At 61.8% G+C, this 18,765-nt stretch carries 6 protein-coding genes; 2 read left to right on the forward strand and 4 right to left on the reverse strand.

Annotated elements, in window-relative coordinates; translation table 11 throughout:
• Positions 1-106: 106 nt before the first annotated feature.
• Positions 107-13,105: a non-ribosomal peptide synthetase gene (locus ACIOWE_RS09950; protein ID WP_401390425.1), complete on the reverse strand. Its 12,999-nt coding sequence runs from the start codon at positions 13,103-13,105 to the stop codon at positions 107-109.
• A gap of 377 nt (positions 13,106-13,482) precedes the next feature.
• Between ACIOWE_RS09950 and ACIOWE_RS09955 the strand changes: the two genes are divergently transcribed.
• Positions 13,483-14,037, forward strand: coding sequence for an RNA polymerase factor sigma-70 (locus tag ACIOWE_RS09955; RefSeq protein WP_401390428.1), 555 nt, complete (start codon positions 13,483-13,485; stop codon positions 14,035-14,037).
• Between the two features lie 144 nt (positions 14,038-14,181).
• Here ACIOWE_RS09955 and ACIOWE_RS09960 read toward each other — a convergent pair whose 3' ends face one another.
• From ACIOWE_RS09960 to ACIOWE_RS09970, 3 genes are all read right to left on the reverse strand, one after another.
• The gene (locus ACIOWE_RS09960) at positions 14,182-15,195 is read right to left on the reverse strand and encodes a GNAT family N-acetyltransferase (protein WP_401390431.1); all 1,014 of its coding nucleotides are present in this window, start codon (positions 15,193-15,195) and stop codon (positions 14,182-14,184) included.
• A gap of 86 nt (positions 15,196-15,281) precedes the next feature.
• Positions 15,282-16,079, reverse strand: coding sequence for an ABC transporter substrate-binding protein (locus ACIOWE_RS09965; protein ID WP_201237392.1), 798 nt, complete (start codon positions 16,077-16,079; stop codon positions 15,282-15,284).
• Positions 16,080-16,171: 92 nt separating this feature from the next.
• A complete protein-coding gene (locus ACIOWE_RS09970) occupies positions 16,172-16,795 on the reverse strand; it encodes a TetR family transcriptional regulator (protein ID WP_201237391.1) in 624 nt (207 codons plus the stop codon).
• Between the two features lie 183 nt (positions 16,796-16,978).
• Between ACIOWE_RS09970 and ACIOWE_RS09975 the strand changes: the two genes are divergently transcribed.
• Positions 16,979-18,763, forward strand: coding sequence for an acyclic terpene utilization AtuA family protein (locus ACIOWE_RS09975; protein WP_401390435.1), 1,785 nt, complete (start codon positions 16,979-16,981; stop codon positions 18,761-18,763).
• Positions 18,764-18,765: the final 2 nt, after the last annotated feature.

Here is an 18,765-nt window from a genome sequence, read left to right on the forward strand (position 1 = left end):
TCGCCATTCGCGAGCAGGCTCGCTCCCACAAGGGATTTTGTGAACACCACAAATCCAGTGTGGGAGCGAGCCTGCTCGCGAAAGGGCCGCTACGGACGCGAAAGAACTAGAGGCCCTCCAGCTCCGCCATCAGATCATTCAAGCGATCCACCTTCTCCTCGGTGATATCACTGGCCGCCAGGCCATTGATGTACTCGGCCAGTTCTTCCACCGTGCTGCACTCGAACATTGCCCGCAGCGGCACATCGCGTTGCAGGGTTTTCTGCACCCGCGAGGCAATCTGCGTGGCCAGCAGCGAATGCCCGCCCAGTTCGAAGAAGTTGTCACGTACGCCAACCTTCTCGACCTTCAGCACCTCGGCCCAAATATCCGCCAGGGTCTGCTCCAGTTCGTTGCGCGGCGCCAGGTAATCCTGGCTTTGCAACTGGCCGATTTCCAGCGCTGGCAAGGCCTTGCGATCGAGTTTGCCGTTGGCGTTATGCGGCAGCTGCTCCAGCCACAGCCAGTGCAGCGGCACCATGTATTCCGGCAGTTCGCTGCGCAGACGCTGCTTGATCCGCTCCAGGCGTTCACTTGGATTCAATGCAGAATCAGCGGCGACCAGATAACCCACCAGGTGCTTGCCGTTGGCGCCCTCCTGGACACCGACCGCCGCATCACGGATTTCCGGCTGTTCGTGCAGGCGCGCTTCGATTTCACCCAGCTCGATCCGGTAACCACGGATCTTCACTTGATGGTCGACCCGACCGACGTATTCCAGCACACCATCGCTGCGCCGCCGTGCCAGGTCACCGGTGCGATACAGGCGCTCGCCCGGCGCACCGAACGGGTTCGGCACAAACACCGGCGCAGTGCGCAACGGATCGCTGACATAACCGCGACCGACACCGGTACCCGCCACGCACAACTCACCCACCGCTCCCAACGGCACCAGTTCCAGCGCGCCATCGAGCAGGTACAACAAGTTGTTGTCGGTCGGCGTACCGATCGGCAAATAACTGCCGCGAGTCGAGGCCATGTCGACGCGGTAAAACGCTACGTCGTCCGAGCATTCCGCCGGGCCGTAAGCGTTGACCAGACCGATGTCCGGGTAACGCAGCAGCCATTGGTGAGCCAGTTCCGGCGGCATCGCTTCACCGGTCGGCAGCATCCAGCGCAGACCGTCGAGGCTCAGGCGATCCGAAGCGAGCATGCCCTGAATCAGCGACGGCACGCTTTCCAGCACCGTAATGCCCTGGGTCTGCACATGCACCAGCAGACCCTGCGGATCGTGGGCGATGGTGTTCGGCACGATGTCGACCCGCGCGCCGAACAGCGGCGCGGCGAGGAACTGCCAGACCGAAATATCAAAGCTTTGCGACGCGGTCTGCGCGATCACATCGGCGTCCGTCAAGTTCAGGTACGGCACCTTGCTCAACTGGTTATTGAGCATGCCGCGCTGCTCGACCATCACGCCTTTCGGCAGGCCGGTCGACCCCGAGGTGTAAATCACGTAAGCGAGGTTGTCCGGCCCACTATGAATGCCCGGGTTTTGCGTCGATGTCGCCTGCGCCTGCACCTCTTCCCACACCAGCAAGCGTGGGCGGTTGGCACAGCTGAATTCATCGAGCAACGCCTGCGCCTGCGCGCGGCACGCTTCGCTGCACACCAGGACCGGCGTGCGACTCAGCTCGATGATGCGTTGCAGACGCTGGCTCGGCAGGCCCGGATCCAGCGGTAAGTAACCGGCACCGGCCTTGAAGCTGCCGATGATCATGCCCAGCAGATCGAGGTTTCGCTCGGCCAGCAACGCCACCGGTTGATCCATTTGCACCCCGGCCGCGACCAGCGCGTGGCCGAGACGGTTGGCATTCTGGTTGAGTTCGGCATAGCTCAATCGCTGATCGAGGCAACTGGCCGCGATGCGTTGCGGATGCGCCGCAACCTGCGTCTCGAACAGCGCAACGTAGCTCTGTTCCAACGGGTAATCATGGGCGCTCTGATTGCAGCCGTGCAGCAGGAAGTCCTGCTCCTCGGTGCCCAGCAACGGCAGGTCGGCCATATCGCCATGGAAGCCGTCGACCAGTGCCAGCAACAGGCGCTTGAACTCGCCGAGAATGCGCTCGATGGTCGATTCGTCGAAGTAACGCTGGTCGTAAGACAGATGCAAGCCGAGGTCATCGCCCGGGTAGCACACCGCCGTCAACGGGAAGTTGGTGTGCGTGCGACCCGAATCCGAGGTGGCGTTGAGGCTTTGCGCACGGTCCAGCACCGAGACTTCCACCGGAGCGTTTTCGAATACAAACAGGCTGTCGAACAGCGGCTGACCTTTCGGCAATTCGCTCTGTTCCTGAATGTTCACCAGCGGCAGGTATTCGTACTCGCGCAGCTGCATGTTGCTGTCGAGCAAACCGCTCAGCCACTGACGCACACTGGCGCGCTGATCGTCTGCCGGGATCTGCACCCGCAGCGCGATGCTGTTGATGAACAGGCCGACAGTGCGTTGCATCTCGGGCATTTCCACCGGACGCCCGGCCACGGTCACGCCGAAGAGCACGTCGCGATCACCGCTCAGGCGTCGCAGCACCAAGGCCCACGCCGCTTGGGCGAAGGTGTTGATGGTCAGTTGATGGGCCTGGGCCAGCTCACGCAGACGGGCGCCATCTTCGACATTCAATCGGGTGTAACGGTCGCCGACGACCATGCCGCCGCTTTCACCGGCGTGTTCACGCAAAAACGGACGGTCGCTCGGGATCGGCGTGGTGCGTTCGAAACCTTGCAGGTTCTGCTGCCACCACTGACGCGCTTCGGCCAGGCTTTGGCGTTGCAGCCAGCCGATGTAATCGCGGTAACGCGGCGGTACGCTCAACTGTGCCTCGCGACCTTCGCCGAGCGCGGTGTAGATCTCAAAGAAATCGTTCATCAGCAATGAACGGCACCAGGCATCGATGAGGATGTGGTGGTTGCTCATCATGAACCAGTAGCGCGCCGCGCCGACCTTGATCAGGCGCAGGTGGAACGGTGCCTGATTGAGCAGATCGAAACCGGCCTCACGTTCGCTTTTCAGCAACGCTTGCAGTTTCGGCTCCTGCTCGTCTTCGCTAACGTTGCTCCAGTCGAGATACTCGATTGGCGTGCGACCCGGCGTGTGAATCACTTGCAGCATGTCTTCGCCGACGTTCCAGCAAAAAGACGCACGCAGTGCTTCATGACGGGCAACCACCGCTTGCCAGGCCTGGGCGAAACGCTCGGGGTCGAGTTCGCTGTTGATGCGATAACGATCCTGCATGTAGTACAAGCCAGTGCCCGGTTCGAGCAAGGTGTGCAGCAACATGCCTTCCTGCATCGGCGTCAGCGGATAGACGTCTTCGATGTGCGCGGCGGGTACCGGCAAGGCATCGAGTTGCGCCTGGGTCAGTTTCGCCAGCGGGAAGTCCGACGGCGTCAGGCCTCCGGCCGTGTCTTGCAGGCAATGGGCGATCAGGCTCTGCAATTCGCCGAGGTAGGCGTTGGCCAGGTCGTTGATGGTCTGCGTGTCATAACGCTCGGCGCTGAAGGTCCAGCGCAGCAGCAGTTCACCGCCGTAGACCTGACTGTCGACGCTCAATTCGTTGGGCAATGGCGCCTGTGGATCGTGGGCCGCACCGACCGGCTCGTCCAGCGGACGGAACAGCGCATCGATGCCGAAGCTCTGGTCGAACTGGCCGAGGTAGTTGAAGGTGATCGGCGCCTGCGGCAGCGCCGCCATGCTTTGTCGGCTGAGGTCATCGGCCAGATAACGCAGCACGCCGTAGCCCAGACCTTTGTGCGGCACCGCACGCAGTTGCTCCTTGATCGCCTTGATCGAAGCGCCCTGCCCGGCGGCTTCTTCGATGTTGTGCGGGGTCAGGCGCAGTGGATACGCGCTGGTGAACCAGCCGACGGTGCGGGTCAGGTCGATCTCGTCGAACAGGGTTTCGCGACCGTGACCTTCCAGTTGAATCAGCGCCGACGACTGGCCGTTCCAGCGGCACAACACGCGGGCCAATGCCGTCAGCAGCAGATCGTTGACCTGGGTGCGATAAGCGCTCGGCGCCTGTTGCAGCAGTTGGCGGGTGCGCTCGGCATCGAGGCGCACGCTGACGGTTTGCGCGTGACGGTTCTGCTGGCCACCCTGCGGGTTTTCGCAAGGCAGATCAGCGCGTGGCCCGGCCAGTTGCGCTTGCCACCAGCTCAGTTCTTCACGCAGGGATTCGCTGCCGGCGTAAGCCTGCAAACGCGCCGCCCAATCCTTGAAGGCACTGGTTTTCGCCGGCAGCTTCACCGATTGTTCGGCGTCGAATTGGCGATACACGGTTTGCAGATCATCGAGCAAGACGCGCCACGACACACCATCGACCACCAAGTGATGGATAGCGATGAACAGGCGTTGCTGACCTTCTGGCCCATCGACCAGCAAGGCACGCAGCAGCGGGCCGGTTTCCAGATCGAGGCTACGCTGGGCATCGGCAAACAGCGCCTCGCACTTGTCCATCGAAGTCACGCGCACTTGCCACAACACTGGCGCATCGGACACCGGTTGATGCGTCGCTTGCCATGCCCCGCCGACCGCGCTGAAACGCAGGCGCAAGGCGTCGTGCTGTTCGATCACCGCCAGCAGCGCCTGCTCCAGACGATGCGGCTCCAGCGCCACGGTCGGCTCCAGCAACAACGCCTGGTTCCAGTGCTGACGCTCAGGGATTTCAGTGTCGAAGAACCAGTGCTGGATTGGCGTCAGACGCGACTCACCGGTGACCAGTCCTTGCTCGGCTGTCACTTGTTCGCTACGGCTCGCGACCGCCGCCAGGGTCTGCACCGTCTGATGCTGGAACAGATCACGCGGGCTGAAATGAATGCCCTGCTGCCGCGCCCGGCTGACCACCTGAATCGACAGAATCGAGTCGCCACCCAGTTCGAAGAAGTTATCGTTGAGGCCGACCTGTTCAACGTTGAGCACTTCGCACCAGATCTGCGCCAGGGTTTGCTCCAGCTCGTTGCTCGGTGCCACGTAATCCTGACGGTTCAGCTCCGGATCCGGCGCCGGCAAGGCGCGGCGATCAAGTTTGCCGTTGGCGGTCAGCGGCATACTCGCCAGCAGGATCAGGTGCGTCGGCACCATGTAATCCGGCAGTTGGCTCTTGAGGTGCGACTTCAGCGCTTCGCGCAATTCAGCCTGCTTGGCTTCATTCTGCTCGGCAACCTCAGTCACCAGATAGCCGACCAGTTGTTTGCCGCTCGGCGCATCCAGCGCCAGCACCACGGCCTCGCGGATCGAAGCGTGATCGAGCAGGCGGGTTTCGATTTCGCCCAGCTCGATACGGAAACCACGGATTTTCACCTGATGGTCGATCCGCCCCAGATATTCCACCAAGCCATCGGCACGCTGGCGCACCAAGTCACCAGTGCGGTACATGCGCCCGCCATCAATGGCGAACGGGTCAGCGACAAACCGTTCGGCCGTAATGCCCGGACGGTCGTGATAGGCCTGCGCCAGTCCGGCGCCACCGACGAACAATTCACCGGTCGCACCTTGCGGCACCAGTGCCAGGTCGGCGTCGAGAATGTACGCGACGCGGTCGCCGATCACGCTGCCGATCGGCACGCTGCCGGCGCCCTCTTCCAACACCTCCGGCGCCAGACCGGCCAGCGGCATGACCACGGTTTCGGTCGGACCGTAGGCGTTGAAGAACAGGCTTGGTTTGAAGGCTGCACGAATCCGTTGCAGGTGTTCGCCGGTCAGCGCTTCGCCGCCGGTGATGATCATTCGCACCGGCAGAATTTCGTTTTGTGTCGCAAGGAACTGCGCCAACTGGCTGCCGTAGCTCGGGGTGAAGCCGAGGATGTTGATTTGATGGTTGCGGATCAATCCGCAGATTTCTTCCGCATCCCACTGCCCTTGCGCACGCAGCACAACCTGCGCGCCACTGAGCAGCGGTACCAGCAGACGTTCTGTCGCGGCGTCGAAGTTGATCGAATAGAAGTGCAGTTCACAGTCGTCCGGGCGCATGCCGAAACGCTCGATCACGGCTTGGCAATGCATGGCGATTTCACCGTGGGAGACCACCACGCCTTTCGGTTTGCCGGTCGAACCCGAGGTGTAAATCAGGTAGGCCTGATGCTGCGGCAGGCTGATAAACGGTAGCTCGCTGGCCGGATAATCGGCGAGTGCCGCGCTGTCATCCTCCAGGCACCAGCGCGCCACGCTTGCCGGCAAATCGCCAAGCGCGTTGAACATTGCGCGATCACTGAGCAGTAGACCGATGCGGCTGTCTTCGATCATGTAGTGCAAGCGGTCCAGCGGGTATCCCGGGTCCAGCGGCACATAGGCGCCACCGGCCTTGAGAATCGCCAGCAGGCCGATGACCATTTCCAGGGAACGCTCCAGCGCCAGACCAACCCGCACTTGCGGGCCGACGCCACGCTCACGCAAGGCCCAGGCCAGACGATTGGCGCGGGCATCAAGTTCGGCGTAGCTCAGCGTCTGCCCGGCGAAGGTCAGCGCAGGTGCGTCTTTGCGTGCCAGCGCCTGTTCGGCGAACAGGTGATGAATGCACTGGTCGAGACGATGCTCGCCCGGTTCGACACCGAGGCTATCGAGTAGGTGCTGCTGTTCTGGCGCATCGAGCAGCGGCAACTCGCTGAGGCGCTGTTGCGGATCGGCGATCAACGCTTCCAGCAGATTGCGCCAATGTCTGGCCATGCGGGCGATGGTTGGTTCGTCGAACAGATCGGTGCTGTACGTCAGGCAGCAACCGAGGCGATGGTCGAGGTCGGTGACTTCAAGATTGAGGTCGAACTTGGTCGCCCGCGCATCGTTGGCCAGGTATTCGACGGTCATGCCGGCGAGCATGCGGCTCTGCTGGAATTCCCAGCGCTGCACGTTGCACATCACCTGGAACAGCGGGTTGTACGCGGCGCTGCGCGGTGGTTGCAAGGCTTCAACCAGATGATCGAACGGCAGGTCCTGGTGGGACTGGCCTTCGATGACCGTGTGACGAACCTGCTCGAACAATTCGCCAACCGACATCATCCCGTCGAGCTGGCAACGCAGCACCTGGGTGTTGAGGAACGCACCGATCAGCCCTTCGCTTTCCGGGCGGATACGGTTGGCCACCGGCGCGCCGATGCGCAGATCGGTCTGGCCGCTGTAACGGTACAAAAGCGTGGCGAGCGCGGCGGTCATGGTCATGAACAGGGTCAGACCGTTTTGCGCATTGAACGCACGGACGCGGGCAGCGAGATCATCGCTGAGGTCGAAACGGAACAGTTCGCCTTGATGACTTTGCACCGGCGGACGCGGACGGTCGCCCGGCAACTCCAGCAATGGATGTTCACGACCGAGTTGCGCGGTCCAGTAATCGAGCTGACGCTGACGCTCGCCGGACTCCAGCCAGTGGCGCTGCCAGACGCTGTAGTCGAGGTACTGCACCGGCAACGGTTCCAGCGGCGAATCGCGGTCGTCGACAAAGGCTTCATAGAGCGCGCTGAGTTCGCGGGCGAAAATGTCCATCGCCCAGCCTTCGGTGACGATGTGGTGCAGGGTCAGGACAAAGTAGTGTTCTTGCTCGGCCGTCTTGACCAGACAGGCGCGCAGCAGAGGGCCGGTTTCCAGATCGAATGGCAAGTGCGCTTCGGCGTCGGCCAGTTGCTGAACGTTGTGCTCACGCAGATCAGCCGGCAGTTTCGAGAAATCCTTCCAGTCCATGCGCACACCGGTCTCGGCATGCACCTGCTGACGGGCGACGCCGTCGACGCTCGGGAACGTGGTGCGCAGGGTTTCGTGGCGCAGGATCAGCGCTTGCAGCGCAGCCTCGAAACGCTCGACATGCAAGACGCCACGCAAGCGCGCCATGCCGCCGACGTTGTACGCCGGGCTGTCCGGTTCCATCTGCCAGAGGAACCACATGCGTTGCTGCGAGTAGGACAACGGCACCGGTTGGCTGCGGTCGACTTTTTCAATCGGTGGCTGCTTGTTGGTTTTGCCGCTGGCCTGAATCAGACGGATCTGTTCGGCGAAATCACCGAGTTCGCTGTGTTCGAACAATGCACGCAGCGGCAGCTCGACGTCGCAGGCCTGACGGGTGCGCGAGATGATTTGCGTGGCCAGCAGCGAGTGGCCGCCAAGGGCGAAGAAGTCGTCGCGCAGACCGACCTGCGCCAGGCCCAGCACTTCGCGCCAGATCGCGGCGATCTGTTGTTCCAGTTCGCTAACCGGTTCGACGTGCTCACGCACTTGCCATTGCGGCTCGGGCAAGGCGCGACGGTCGAGCTTGCCGCTCGGGCTGAGGGGCATCGCGTCGAGGCGCATCAGTTGCGCCGGGACCATGTATTCAGGCAGCTCGGCGGCCAATGCGGTTTTCAGCCGAGCGCTTTGCGCGTCATCATCTTCGCTGGCGTCTGTCGCGGTGAAGTAACCGATCAGTTGTGCCCCTGCGGCGGTTTCGCGCACCAGCACCACGGCTTGAGCGACGCCATCCTGAGCGAGCAGGCGCGCTTCGATTTCTTCCGGTTCAACGCGGAAGCCACGCAGTTTGACCTGCTGATCGAGACGGCCGAGGTATTCGATCACGCCGTCGGATGTCCAGCGCGCACGGTCTCCCGTGCGGTACAGACGAGCGCCCTGCTCGCCCAGTGGATCGACGACGAAACGTTCGGCGGTCAGCGCCGGGCGACCGAGGTAGCCACGAGCGAGGCCGATGCCGCTGATGCACAGTTCACCCGGCACACCGGCCGGGACAGGATTGAGATCGGCGTCGAGCACGCGGCAAACCACGTTGCCCAGCGGCCGGCCAATCGGCGAACGCTCGCCATCGGCTGTAGTGCAGTGCCAGTGGGTAACGTTGATCGCGGTTTCGGTCGGGCCGTAGCGGTTGTGCAGTTGCACCGCCGGCAGTTGCGCCAACACGCGGTTGCGCAGTTCGGCCGGCAAGGCTTCGCCGCCGGAGAACACCCGGCGCAGGCTGGTGCATTCGGCACTCAGTGGTTCGTCGATGAACAGCGAGAGCAAGGGCGGCACGAAGTGCAGCGTGGTCACGTCATATTGCTGAACCAGTTGGGCAATGCGATGCGGATCACGGTGTTCGCCCGGGCCGGCAATCAGCAGGCGTGCGCCAGTGATCAGCGGCCAGAAGCATTCCCACACCGACACATCGAAACTGATCGGCGCTTTCTGCATCAGCACGTCGCTGTCGTTCAGGCGATAGCTGTTCTGCATCCACTGCAAACGTTCGGCGAGGGCCGCGTGAGTGTTGCCGACGCCTTTCGGTTGGCCGGTGGAGCCGGAGGTGTAAATCACGTAGGCGAGGTTATCGCCGTGCAGATGCAGGCCCGGTGCCTGGCCTGGCCAGTTTTCCAGGTGCAAGGCATCCATGGCGATGACGCTGACGCCCTCGCAAACCGGCAAACGATCAAGCAATTCGGTTTGGGTCAACAGCAGTTCGACGCCGCTGTCGCTGAGCATGTAGGCCAGGCGATCAGCCGGGTAATCCGGGTCGAGCGGCACGTAGGCGCCGCCGGCCTTGATGATCGCCAGCAGACCGATCAGCAACTGCGGTGAACGCTCGGCGGCGATGGCCACGCACACGTCCGGACCAACGCCTTTGTCGCGCAGGTAATGCGCCAGACGGTTGGCTTGCGTGTGCAGTTCGGCGAAATCGAGACTGCCACCCTCCCACATCAGCGCGGTGCGCTGCGGAGTCTGGCGGACTTGTTCGTTGAGCAGCTCCGGCAGCCATTGTTGTGCCGGGGTGCACGGCGCGACGCTCCATGCCTGCTGCTGTTCGTGCTCGCACGGGGTCAGCAGCTGCAAGTCGCCAATCGCCTGTTGCGGTTGCTCGCAGACGGCGCGCAGCAGGTTGCTGAAGTGTTCGGCCAGACGTTCGATGCTCGCCGCTTCGAACAATTCATCGGCGTAGTCGAACGACAGCGTCAGCCGACCGTTGCGATCTTCCTCGCTGTGCAATTGCAGGTCGAACTTGGCCTCGCGGCTGTGCCACGGCAGTTCTTCGGCGAGCAGACCCGGCAGGCGTTTGAGCGCACTCAGGTCACGTTGCTGGTGGTTGAACATGACCTGGAACAGCCCCTGCTCGCGAGCCTGCGGGAAGGCTTCGAGCAGTTGTTCGAACGGCAGGTCCTGATTCGCCTGAGCGCCGAGTGTGGCTTCGCGTGTCTGCGCAAGCAGCTCGACAAATGGCAGGCGTGCATCGACGTCGGCACGCAGCACCTGGGTGTTGATGAAGAAGCCGATCAGGCCTTGGGTTTCCAGGCGCGGACGGTTGGCATTCGGTACGCCGATGCGGATATCGCGCTGACCGCTGTAGCGGTGCAACAGGCTCTGCAACGCCGAGAGCAACAACATGAATGGCGTGGCTTGATGTGCTTGCGCGGTATTGCGGATCGCTTCGCTGAGGCTGACGCTCAGACGTACGCTGTGGCGCGCGGCGCTGTGATTTTGCTGGGCAGCACGCGGATGATCGGTGGCCAGCTCCAGCGTCGGATGCTCCTCGCCCAACTGTGCTTTCCAGTACGCCAGTTGTCGCTCGCCCTCGCCTTGCGCCAGCCATTGGCGCTGCCAGCTACCGTAATCGGCGTACTGGGTTGGCAACGGCGCGAGTTCGGCGCGCTGGCCTTGGGAGGCAGCAGCGTAGAGACGCGAAAACTCGTCGATCAATACGTTCAGCGACCAGCCGTCAGCGATGATGTGGTGCATTGTCACCAGCAACTGGTGATCTTCATCGTCGAGGCGAATCAGCGTTACCCAGAGCAACGGGCCTTTTTCCAGATCGAACTGGGTGCGTGCTTCGTCCTCGCGAATCTGCTGGGCGCGAGCTTCACGCTCAGGCGCCGACAGGTCGCTGATATCGATCAATTGCAGGTTGAATTCAGCCGCCGCGTCGACCTGTTGCAGGGCCACGCCGTCGCGCTCGACGAAGCGCGTGCGCAGGGATTCGTGACGTTCGATCAATTGCTGGAAGCTGGCGCGCAAGGCGTCTTTATCCAGTTCGCCACGCAGACGCAGGCCACCGGGAATATTGTAGGCGCTGCTCTGCGGGTCGAGTTGCCAGGTGATCCACAAGCGGTTTTGCGCCAGCGATTGCGGCAGCGCTTCCGTGCGCGACAACGCGTTGATCTCGCCTTGGGCACTGCCGCCATCCTGTTGCTGTTGCGCCACCGCAGCGGCGAACGCGGACAGCGTCGGTGCCTCGAACAACAAGCGCAGGCTCAGCTCCAGACCGAGTTGCTCGCGTACCCGGGCAATCACTTGCGTGGCGGCAATCGAGTTGCCGCCGAGCAGGAAGAAGTGGTCGTCGCTATTGACCTGCTTGACGTTGAGTTGCTCGGCCCAGATCCCCGCGATCAGCGCTTCGAGTTCAGAGGTGCTGGTGGTCGACTCTTGGGTGTCGGCTGCGGTCGACGGAAACACCGCGTAGCTGTCGAGGCTGCCGTCGACCAGCCGATTGCGGCAGGCCGAACGTTGCAGTTTGCCGCTGGACGTCTTCGGCAACGCACCCGGATTCAGCAACACCACGACGCTCGGCGCTTCCTGATAAGCCTCGGCGACTGCCTGACGGATGGCTTTGATCAACGCCTCGGGCGCAAGGATTTTCTGCACGCTGCGGCTGATTTCCGCAGCGATACCGATGCCCTCTTCGCCGTTCTGAGTGACCGCGAACGCGGCGACCCGGCCTTTGCGCACCACTTCCACTTCGTTCTCGACAGTCTTCTCGATGTCCTGCGGATACAGGTTGTGGCCGCGCACGATAAGCATGTCTTTCAGGCGACCGGTGATGAACAGTTCGCCCTCGCGGATAAAACCCAGATCACCGGTGCGCAACCAGGTACGACCGGCATGCTGGACGAAGGTTTTCGCGCTGGCTTCGGGATTGCGCCAGTAGCCGAGGGCGATACTCGGTCCGGCGGCCCAGACTTCGCCGACCGCGTTGTCGGCGAGCTCGGCAAGATTCGTGGGTTCGACGATCAGCACCGCGTGCTCTGGCTGGCTGATGCCGCAACTCATGATCGGGCTGCCGTCACCAGGCTCGGCACGGTTCTGCGCCAGGGCTTGATCGTCCACGCGCAGCGCCGGAATGCCCTTGCCACGCGGTGTGCCGGCGACGAACAACGTCGCTTCCGCCAAACCGTAAGACGCCATGAAACTGTCTTCGCTGAAACCACACGCGGCGAACTTCTCGGCGAAACGCTGATTGGTATCCGGACGAATCGGCTCGGAGCCGGAATACGCCACACGCCAGCGGCTCAGGTCGAGACGCTCCATGGCTGACTCGCTGACCCGTTCGCTGCACAAGCGATAGGCGAAATCCGGCCCGCCACTGATGGTGCCGCCGTATTGGCTGATCGCCTCGAGCCAGCGCAACGGCCGGCCAAGGAAGTACGCCGGCGACATGAGGATGCACGGCACGCCGCTGAAAATCGGTTGCAGCAGGCCGCCGATCAAGCCCATGTCGTGGTACAGCGGCAACCAGCTGACGATCACGTCATCCGGGTTTACATCGATACCGAAGCCGTGGCGGATCAGCAGTTCGTTGGCCACCAGATTGCCGTGGCTGACCTGCACGCCTTTGGGCAACGCAGTGGAGCCGGAGGTGTATTGCAGGAAGGCGATGTGGTCTGCCGGCAGGCTCGGTTCAACCCAGCGTTCGGCCAGTGCGTTGTCGAGGGTGTCGACGCACAACAGCGGCGGCGCGCCGTCGATCTGCTGCAAGGCCTCGCGCAGGTCGGCGCTGGTCAGCAGCAAGCGCGGCTCGGCGTCGGCGATGATCGACAGCAGACGCTCCTGATGATGACGGCGTGCCGATTCCGGCGGATAAGCCGGCACCGCAATCACGCCCGCGTACAGGCACCCGAAGAATGCCGCGACGTAGTCCGGACCGCTGGGGAACAGTAAAACCGCGCGATCACCGAATTCAGCCTCGGCCTGCAACGCGGCGGCGATGGTCCGCGCCCGCTGATCCAGTTCGCGATAGCTGAGTACCACAGCCTGCTCTTCGTTTTCGGCAAGAAAACGCAGGGCCAGCCGATCCGGCGTCAGGGCCGCGCGGCGCTGGAGGGCTTGGACCAGGGTGCTGGGGAGTTCGAACGCGTCGGTCATTTGGTTTCCTGCCTGAATTCGGCTTGCTAGTGGAATCGGTTTGCTGCGTCACACCCATCCGGGGGCATGGAGCGCATGCAGGGCGCGGTCTGCGTCGACCGCGCAAGGCATGGGAATGCTGTCTGGCCGGGGCTCGGCACCCGGAACCATTCACCAATGAGAACGGATGACGTCTTGAAATAATTAGTCGGCAGGCTGGATCGCCAATGGGGCCGGGGTGTGGCGGCGTGTCGCAGTTATCACATCGCACTGATTTGAAGCATTACTTCTCTTTCTCAATTGACAATCATTATCATTCAACATAATTTGTCGCTCGATGTGTAGGACGGCCCCGTCCCCAGGCGTCCCACTAACCTATTGGCAGCAAGGTGATTTCCATGACGGAACAAGTATCCACAAGCAGGTGCGATTCACCGCTACTTCAGGCATTCGTCGACAATCGACTGATTCTGGTCAAGATTGCAGCCCGCATTACCGGCTGCCGGTCGCGCGCCGAAGATGTGGTGCAGGATGCGTTTTTCCGACTGCAATCGGCGCCACCGATCACGTCGTCGATCAAGGCTCAATTGAGTTATCTGTTCCAGATCGTGCGCAACCTCGCCATCGATCACTACCGCAAGCAGGCGCTGGAGCAGAAGTATTCCGGCCCTGAAGAGGAAGGGCTGAACGTGGTCATTCAGGGTGCTTCGCCAGAAACCTCGCACATCAACTTCTCGACCCTGGAAAACATCGCCGACGCCCTGACCGAGCTGCCCAGCCGCACTCGCTACGCGTTCGAGATGTACCGTTTGCATGGCGTGCCGCAGAAGGACATCGCCAAGGAACTGGGGGTTTCGCCGACGCTGGTCAACTTCATGATCCGCGATGCGCTGGTGCACTGCCGCAAGGTGTCGGGCAGCCGTCGTGATGCAGTGGCTATGGGTCGTCGTTAATCAAAGAAGTTTTGGCGCCCCCATTCGCGAGCAGGCTCGCTCCCACATTTAACCGCGTTCTTTCAGGAGAAATGCAGTCGCATGTGGGGGCGAGCCTGCTCGCGAAGGCGGCCTCAGGATCACAGAGATCCTGAGGCTTGATCATCACGCCAGTTTGCAGCGATCAAAAAACCGCTCGCGCCCCAGAATCATCAACGCCGCACGCTTGTGCGGGAAGTCGAACTCTTTCTCGCAATGGAAGCACTGGTTGTGCATGTGGCCGATCATCTTCGCGTTGTCGGCACGCGGTTCGGCAACCACCCGTTGCGTGCGCGGATCATCCAGAAACAGGTAATGCACCAGCGCCGACAACCAGCTCGCCACTTTGTGCGGACCGCGGTGATCCTCCTCCCCCACCAACATGTGAATGCCGCGGTCGTAATTGTCCGCGTCGTAGAACGGCGCGATGCGATCCTCCTTGGCCCAATAGGCTTCGAAATAGGCAAACGGCTGATCATCGAAACAGCCGATCAAGGTCAGCGTGTGCGGGTCGGCGTCGAGTTTGCTCAGGTACTCGCGATGCTTTTCGAGGCTGCCCTCTTCCTGCCAGAAACTGGCCACTCGCGGGCTGTTCTGCCAGCGATTGAAACACGGCAGGTCTGCTTCGATTTCGACCGTACGCAGAGAAATCCACGCCCCCAGTCGCGCATCAAAACGCCGATAGACTTCACCGCGCGGCTTCACCGGTCGCAGCGGATGACGCTTGCCACTGCTGATGACCATTTGCTGCGGATAGCTACCGGTCAGCGACGTGCCGAGCCACGGTTGCGGCAATTGCCAGAACAACCCGCGCTCACAGCGGTATTCACCGGCCACTTCAGTGTTCACCAACAAACCGCTGAGCAAGGCTTCGGTCGGCGGCTGGTCCAGTTGCCAAGTCAATTGCTGGCAATCGGGATCGCGCGCGAACAGCCAATAACAGGCCGCCCACAGCGCCTGGGCCGGCGGCAGGGCAAATCGCTCATCGATCTGGATCGGCCCTTGGGCCTCGCGATCAAGGCGCAGGCGAATCAGCGGTTGCCCGTCCAGGCTCAGGCTCAGACGGCTTTCGGTTGCATCGGCTACCAATTGGCTGCCCGAAGGCAAGGCCAGGGCAGTCAGGTCATTCAGATTGGACATGGGTCGGGCTCACGATAATCGTCGACAGTTCTACGATGGGACGTGAGCCGAGCGGGGAAATTTAGCCTCAGCGGCAAATCAGTGCCTCAGTGGTGAGGCATCGGCACCACGGCTATCCGGTACGGATCGAAAATCTTCAGCATCTCGCCGTTGTCGCGCAGACCTTGCAGCAGCTTGCCGAACGCTTCACCGCTGATCGGCGCGGTCGGACGCAAAATGGCGTAGTGGTGATAGATCTGATCAATGCGCTGCGACACCAGCAACTCATCACGCACCTTTTCGTTGCGCAGCAGATAATCACTCAGGTACGAACGGGTCACCAGGGCAATATCAGCGCGCCCGCGCAGTACCATCAACAGGTTGCTGTCATGGGAATAGGTCAGCGTGGCATTGAAGTTCTGCGCAAGGAATTTTGGATCGGCATTGAAGTTGGCGAATTCGTAGTGATAACCGCTGAACAGCGCCAGACGCTTGCCGGTAAGGTCGGCAAAGTAATTTTGCTGACGGCCGTCCTCACGTTGCGCGACGAAAATTTCAGCGTCTTCCAGGCCCATATCGACATCGGTGTGGGGAATTTCCTTCCAGCCCCACTCAGGGTTCTCGAAGATCGCCATGTCGATCCGTCCCTGTTTGAAATCGCCGAACCGGCGAGGAATCGAGGTCGGCACCAGCACAAATTGATAGTCGCTTTGCAGGCGGTTCAACGCCTCGACCAACTGCGGCAACAGCCCCGTGTCGGCACCGTTTTCCGGGCGAACGGTGTAGGGCGGAAAATGCGCCGCGCCCACTCGAACCAGTTGCGCTGCCTGAGCGGGCAATACCCATATTGCAGCCAGCGCTGCGAGCAACAACCCCGCGGCCGTCCGAATTGGCGAAGACTTCAAAACAACCCACTCCCCGAAAAAATACCGATCAATGCATTCAAGCTAGGCGGTTTCGCCCAGTTAGCCAGTTTCCCGACTCGATAGAAAGCGCTTCAACGCTCTTCAAGGACCAGAATCAACGCTTCGTCGGCCAATTGATCGAGGCTCAAACTGCCGCCGGCACGGAACCAGGTGGTCGTCCAGGACAGGGCGCCGGTGAGGAAACGTCGAGTAATAAATACATCGCCGCGGATAAATCCGGCGTCCTTGGCTTCACCGAGCACCTGTAGCCAGATGTCTTCATAGACGTCACGCAGGGCGAGGACTTTGGCCTGGCCCTCTTCGGACAACGAACGCCATTCGTAGACCAACACCGCCATCGCCTCACCGCTACCGCCCATGATCGACTGCAATTCGCAGCGAATCAGCGCCAGCACACGCTCACGCACATTGCCGGCATCGGCCAGTGCTGCGCGCATCAACGCAGTGTTGTAACGGATGGTTTCTTCCATCACGGCACGGAGGATTTCGTCCTTGCTCTTGAAGTGATGAAAAATGCTCCCCGACTGAATGCCCACCGCACCGGCCAGATCACGCACGGTGGTGCGCTCATAGCCTTTATTGCGGAACAGGTGAGCCGCCACTTGCAGCAGTTTGCCGCGGGCGCTGTCCGGGTCGGTCAACTGGCCGTCGTCGACCAATTCGCGCATGACCCTCAGGGCTTTTTGCTCGTCCACCCGTTCTCTCCTACAGTCGATCAGTCTGTTGCCCCCTGAAACCGCAGGGTTGCGCGCAATTTAAGCCGCCGACGGCGACCAAGCAAGCGCTTGGGCAGAAGATATTTCAGCTGTTTACAAACCAAGCGCTTGCTTGGTAGCCTCCAGACACTTCTGTCGCAGGTTCCTGAGTCGGAGATAAAAATGCCAACCACCGTCCGCATCGGATGCGCCAGTGCTTTCTGGGGTGACACGTCGACCGCCGCCGCGCAGCTGGTGCACGGCGGACGCCTGGATTATCTGGTATTCGATTACCTCGCCGAGATCACCATGTCGATCATGGCCGGCGCACGCCTTATGGACCCGCAGGCCGGGTTCGCCAGTGACTTCATCGACGTGCTCAGCCCATTGCTGCCACAACTGGCCGAGCAGAATATCCGCGTCATCAGCAACGCCGGCGGGGTCAATCCCCAGGCATGTGCCGCCGCGCTGCAAGCGGCATGCGACAAGGCAGGTGTAGCGCTGAAAATCGCCGTGTTGCTGGGCGATGATCTGCAACCGCAACTCAAACAACTCACCGGCATCCGCGAAATGTTCAGCGGCGCCCCGCTGCCACCGATGTGCGTTTCGACCAACGCCTACCTTGGTGCGCCGGGCATTGTCGAAGCGCTGCGACTGGGCGCCGACATCGTCATCACCGGTCGAGTGGTCGACAGTGCGGTGGTCAGCGCGGCGCTGGTGCACGAATTCGGCTGGTCGTGGCACGACTACGACAAACTCGCCCAGGCCGCGCTGGCCGGGCACATCATCGAATGCGGCGCGCAATGCACCGGCGGCAACTTCACCGACTGGCGCGACGTACCGGATTACCAGCACATCGGCTTTCCCATCGTTGAAGTCAGCGCCGACAGCCACTTCATCGTCAGCAAGCCCGAAGGCTCCGGCGGACTGGTCACACCGTTGACCGTTGGTGAACAGTTGCTCTACGAAATCGGTGATCCGCAGGCGTATCTGCTACCCGATGTGATCTGCGATTTCAGCCAGGTCAAACTCCGCCAACAAGGCCAGAACGCGGTGCACGTGCAAGGCGCAAAAGGCCTGCCGCCCAGCGACAAATACAAGGTCAGCGCGACGTATCCGGACGGCTTTCGCTGCACTGCCAGTTGCCTGATCGCCGGCATCGACGCGGTAGAAAAGGCCCACCGTGTGAGCCAGGCGATCATCGACAAGACAGCAGAGATGTTCAGCCAGCGCGGCTGGGCGCCCTACAGCGAAACCCATATCGAACTGCTCGGCAGCGAAGCGACTTACGGCCCCCACGGCCAGCGTCGCGACAGCCGTGAAGTGGTGATCAAACTCGCCGTCCGCCATCCGGACAAAAAGGCACTGGTCCTGTTCTCCCGGGAAATCGCCCAGGCCGCGACCGGCATGGCCCCGGGGCTGACCGGCATCGTCGGCGGTCGGCCGACGGTCTACCCGCTGATCCGCCTGTTTTCGTTCCTGATCGATAAAAGTGCCTGCACGTTGCACATCGACATGGCCGGTGAACATCATCCATGCCCCCTGCCCTCGTTGACCGCGCTCGACAGCCACGACCTGCCGGTCGCCGATCAGCCGCCCAAGCCCCAGGGCCGTGCCGACGCCAGCGTGGCGTTGGTAAAACTGGCGGTGGCGCGCTCCGGAGACAAAGGTAATCACAGCAACATCGGCGTGCTGTCGCGCCAGCCCGAATACCTGCCATGGATCGCCGAAGCGCTGACCCCGGCGGTGATCGTCGACTGGATGAGCCACGTCCTCGACCCGATTCACGGCCGGGTCGAACGCTGGTATCTGCCCGGTACCCACAGCCTGAATTTCCTTCTGGAAAACGCCCTCGGCGGCGGCGGTGTCGCCAGTCTGCGCATCGACCCGCAAGGCAAGGCCTTCGCACAGCAACTGTTGGAAATCCAGATCCCGGTGCCGCAGAGCATCGCCGAGCAGCTCGATTAGAG

Source organism: Pseudomonas sp. NPDC087598 (assembly GCF_044743525.1).
Taxonomy (GTDB): domain Bacteria; phylum Pseudomonadota; class Gammaproteobacteria; order Pseudomonadales; family Pseudomonadaceae; genus Aquipseudomonas.

Excerpts from the sequence above, each read along its gene's own strand:
- ACIOWE_RS09955 (WP_401390428.1), top strand. The coding sequence starts at position 13,483 with ATGACGGAACAAGTATCCACAAGCAGGTGCGATTCACCGCTACTTCAG.
- ACIOWE_RS09960 (WP_401390431.1), bottom strand. The coding sequence starts at position 15,195 with ATGTCCAATCTGAATGACCTGACTGCCCTGGCCTTGCCTTCGGGCAGC.
- ACIOWE_RS09975 (WP_401390435.1), top strand. The coding sequence starts at position 16,979 with ATGCCAACCACCGTCCGCATCGGATGCGCCAGTGCTTTCTGGGGTGAC.
- ACIOWE_RS09950 (WP_401390425.1), bottom strand. The coding sequence starts at position 13,105 with ATGACCGACGCGTTCGAACTCCCCAGCACCCTGGTCCAAGCCCTCCAG.